Here is a 4,052-nt window from a genome sequence, read left to right on the forward strand (position 1 = left end):
CGAGAACACCTGCTCCTGTCCAAACATACCGCCCAGTGACACGCCTCCCCACAATAAAGAAAGCACACCAAGAAGAATTGATATCAGCCCCCAGCTTCTTTTAACATCCATATTATTACCCATGTGAATAAATGAGACAGAAAAGAGATTGCGATACCATACTGAAACCTTTAAGTAACCAGAATAAATATCAGTTTGATATACGCTTTGAATTATCTAAAAAGAAAATGATGACTAAATCAAAAGCAATTCAACAAGCTACGAGCCACCGCACTTAATGATAATACTATTCTTTATGGAGATGAGAATTTGCAGTATTTTGTTGAGGTCGGTAGTAATTATTAACTAAAATCAAAAGCTCAATGAATTAACATATACCCAAGCAACCTCAAGATGCTCGTTTCAGCGAGAATTACTTGGCTTGTAGGCTAGGCACCGATTTGAAAGTCTAGTGGTTCTAAATTAATAATCGGTAACAACGCATAGAAGCCAAGTAAACTCGCCCTTTGGGAGTGAGCCAGCGTGCCCATTTCTGTGTCAAATAACGTTGAAAGGGGCTACCATTCCTACCGCTATTTTCCTTGAACTGAACACGCTGGTCTCACTCTGAATCCTGCATCTTGAGGTAGTTTGGGTATAATAATAACACCTCATTCTTTAATTAATGAGAGAACAAACTCTTTCGGATATAACCAATAAAAGAGTATTGTTCAGACGGTATTCTTAATCTTTATTTAGGCGTCAAATCCGTATCTATCCAGTATTTAGAGCCAGAGATATTGGCATCGAGCAACAGTCCCTTTTCATCAATCTGATAGATCGCCATTCCACCATTGTACTTGGCTGTTAATTCAGCACTCTCGGAACCAGCCACTGCGCCCATTTCGGATGTCGCTTCCCAACCATCGTCAACAAAACCGTCGAAGGTTATCTGATCTTCAAATAAAATAACCTGCTGATAAAACTTACCGCCAATCCCTGCTGCCAGCCCAGCCCCAAACATTTTCATGTAGGTACGCTGATCGGTTTTACGGTTAACGGCAACACCAGCACCTTGACTGGTATGAAGCATCAGAGAGAACTTGCGCGAATCAAAAACGGCATAGCCATAGGCTTTATCAAACAAGAGTTTGGCAGATGGGTGCTCATTGAACAATCGTACCAGTGCGGTATCAGACATCGTATCCAGGGCCAAACGAGCCTGTTCGGGGGTTTCAGGTTCCAGCATCTCATCGAGCTTTTCTTCGCCAGCTTCCAGCCACTCTTTGCCCTTCTCGATCGAAGCATCAGTCCACTCACCGGCGGTATTAAACGCCTCCTCGCCCCAGCTTGATACCGAATCCCATGCCTCTTTCGAAAACTCCGACACGCTATCCCAGGCTTTTTTTGAGCTCTCGCTGACTTTGCTGCCTATATCCGATGCTGTTTCCTTAAGCTTCTCCCAACTGGCATGTGCTGGCATAGCCAGTAAGCACATAGCAACGATAAGTACTATAACCTTCACGGCATCTCTCCGGGTAACGCTGGCAACCCTAACGGCTACCAGCATATCTGTTACGATTATTTCTTTTTAGGACGGAAAGGCTTCATCACCTCTTCGTTACACTCAAGGTAAGGTCCTTCCATCAAATCAATACAGTAAGGTATAGCAGGGAAAACGGCATCCAGACATTCACGAATAGATTTCGGCTTACCCGGTAGGTTAACAATCAGGCTGTCGGCACGAAGACCTGCCGTCTGGCGTGACAGAATTGCGGTAGGTACAAATTTCAACGACTCGGCACGCATTAGCTCACCAAAGCCCGGCATCATGCGATCACAAACAGCCTCTGTTGCCTCAGGAGTCACATCACGCTTGGCAGGGCCAGTACCGCCTGTTGTCACAATCAGACTACAGTTTAGTTCATCGGCCATTTTGATCAGCGTTGCTTCGATAATGTCCTGCTCATCAGGGATCACTTCGTAGACAGGCTCCCATTCTGACACAAGATAGTCATTCAATGTTTCGATAATTGCCTTGCCCGAAATATCATCGTACACACCAGCACTTGCGCGGTCGCTGACCGTCACAATACCAATTCTAGCTTTTGTCATTTGTTATCCCTCAGACCTACGTCTTGCTTGTTAGATAGATCGATTACGAGCCGACAAGCTCAGCCGACTCACAATACAATCAGATTAAATGCAAGTTTAAGGAATATAGTGAGCGGGATAAACCTCTAAATCGAAAAAAACGTGCCCAAAAAGTGGTTTACTGTCTATCCCATGTCAGAACTCAACCAGCCGTTATATCAACCCGCCATTTACCGAGATCACCTGGCGGGTGACATAGGCGGAAACATCTGACATCAGGTAGCCCACCAGCCCCGCGACTTCCTCCGGTTCGCCCATGCGGCGCATTGGAATAATCGGCAAAGACTGTTCTTTGACATGCTCCTCCACCATTCCGGTATCAATGAGCCCCGGCGCCACACAGTTAACGGTGATTTTGCGTTTCGCTAATTCTAGTGCCAGTGATTTGGTAGCCCCTATCACCCCGGCCTTGGCCGCACTGTAGTTCGTCTGACCACGGGTTCCCATAATACCGGAGACCGATGCCAAGGTGACGATCCGCCCCCCCTTGCGCAGCTTAATCATTGGCATCACACAGGGGTGAAGAACGTTATAAAAACCATCCAGATTGGTATGAACTACGCCGTCCCAATCATCTTCGCTCATTGCCGGGAACGCCGTATCGCGTGATATACCGGCATTGCTGACAACCCCATAATAAGCACCATATTCAGCAATATCAGCCTCAATGACGTCACGACACTGCTGGCGGTCTCGGATATCAAACTGGATCAGCCGCCCTTCCCCACCAAGTTGTCGGATCTCGGCCAGGGTTAATTCAGCCCCGGCGTGATCGCCCATATAATGGACGACGATTGTAAAACCATCTTTAGCAAGCTGGATGGCAATAGCGCGTCCAATTCCTTTACTTGCGCCTGTCACTAGCACCTGACGAATCATATAGGGTCCTTTTTTATCGTTTGTTCCAACTTTTTCTTTGACGGTATAAATAGGTTCAACTGACTGCTGGCAAGCAAGTTCCCCTGATGTTCTATACGGCAGGCAAACACAGCCATGCCGTTATTTTCCATCACTTGCTCGGCGTATATATCCAGCGCATGATTTTCTTCAAAAGCACTACATTCGGCCTGATAGCGACGACAACCAAGCAGAAAACCCACAGGCGATGCTTCTCCCCGATTTACCGCATGGTAGCCCGACCAGCCAGCAACAGTCTGTGCCATCAGCTCGACCCCGACATAGCCAGGAATAACCCGGCTCTCGGTATCAAAAAACAGATTCTGCTCACCCACTATCACTCGGCAATGAACATGGCTGTCGCCAACATCCACCAGCTCATCAACCAGTGCCATCGGCGATTCATGAGGCAACAACTGATGCAAGTGAGGATATTCAGCCATGGGCATACCCGAAGATTAAACTGATATTATTTCCGCCGAAGGCAAACGAGTTGCTCAGCAGCGCAGGTTCATTCAACGGCGTTCCCGGCTTAACTAATGTCACCGGCGCCAGTGACGGATCTATCTGACCGTCATTCACCTGAAACGGCAGTGGCAACTGATAGCGAAGAACGTGCCAGCAAATGGCGGCTTCTACTGCACTTGCCGCCCCCAACGTATGCCCGGTAAGCGGTTTAGTTGAGCTGACGGGGGTATTGGCGCCGAATACACGGTTAATCGCCTTGGATTCCATGGCATCATTGAGCGGCGTCGATGTTCCATGGGCATTGATGTAGCCAATGCTCTCAGGCTTCAGGCCGGCATCATCGAGCGCCTTACGCATTGCTTCCTCGGCACCATTACCTTCTGGATGTGGAGCTGAGATATGGTGGGCATCGGAGCTGTCTCCGGCTCCCAGCAAGGCAATCGGCGGGACGGTTTCAGTAAACTCGGAATCTTCTGCCGCCAGTGACAACAACATGAACGCAGCAGCTTCACCGAGGTTTATTCCTTTGCGGTTTTCACTGAACGGATTGCAGA

At 48.0% G+C, this 4,052-nt stretch carries 4 protein-coding genes and 1 pseudogene; all 5 read right to left on the bottom strand.

The features are described 5' to 3' along the window. Nucleotides 1-730 precede the first annotated feature (730 nt). The gene (locus MHN01_RS18775; RefSeq protein WP_239412749.1) at nt 731-1,477 is read right to left on the bottom strand and encodes a hypothetical protein; all 747 of its coding nucleotides are present in this window, start codon (nt 1,475-1,477) and stop codon (nt 731-733) included. Between the two features lie 83 nt (nt 1,478-1,560). Beyond that, on the bottom strand, nt 1,561-2,094 hold the full coding sequence (gene mog, locus MHN01_RS18780) for a molybdopterin adenylyltransferase (protein WP_239412746.1): 534 nt from the start codon (nt 2,092-2,094) through the stop codon (nt 1,561-1,563). 192 nt (nt 2,095-2,286) lie between these two features. Further along, nucleotides 2,287-3,012: a 3-ketoacyl-ACP reductase FabG2 gene (locus MHN01_RS18785; RefSeq protein ID WP_239412747.1), complete on the bottom strand. Its 726-nt coding sequence runs from the start codon at nt 3,010-3,012 to the stop codon at nt 2,287-2,289. Continuing rightward, complete coding sequence (locus MHN01_RS18790) at nt 3,009-3,473, bottom strand: hotdog family protein (protein WP_239412748.1); 465 nt, start codon at nt 3,471-3,473, stop codon at nt 3,009-3,011. Before MHN01_RS18790 ends, MHN01_RS18785 begins: the two co-directional genes overlap by 4 nt. After that, nucleotides 3,466-4,052, bottom strand: a pseudogene (locus tag MHN01_RS18795) (beta-ketoacyl-ACP synthase); the annotation flags it as partial. The gene MHN01_RS18790 and the pseudogene MHN01_RS18795, both read right to left, overlap by 8 nt.

The organism is Photobacterium sp. OFAV2-7 (genome assembly GCF_022347985.1).
Taxonomy (GTDB): domain Bacteria; phylum Pseudomonadota; class Gammaproteobacteria; order Enterobacterales; family Vibrionaceae; genus Photobacterium.

Bases quoted from the DNA above. Each gene is read 5' to 3' on its own strand.
- mog (WP_239412746.1), bottom strand. From the start codon at position 2,094: ATGACAAAAGCTAGAATTGGTATTGTGACGGTCAGCGACCGCGCAAGT.
- MHN01_RS18790 (WP_239412748.1), bottom strand. From the start codon at position 3,473: ATGGCTGAATATCCTCACTTGCATCAGTTGTTGCCTCATGAATCGCCG.
- MHN01_RS18775 (WP_239412749.1), bottom strand. From the start codon at position 1,477: ATGTGCTTACTGGCTATGCCAGCACATGCCAGTTGGGAGAAGCTTAAG.
- MHN01_RS18785 (WP_239412747.1), bottom strand. From the start codon at position 3,012: ATGATTCGTCAGGTGCTAGTGACAGGCGCAAGTAAAGGAATTGGACGC.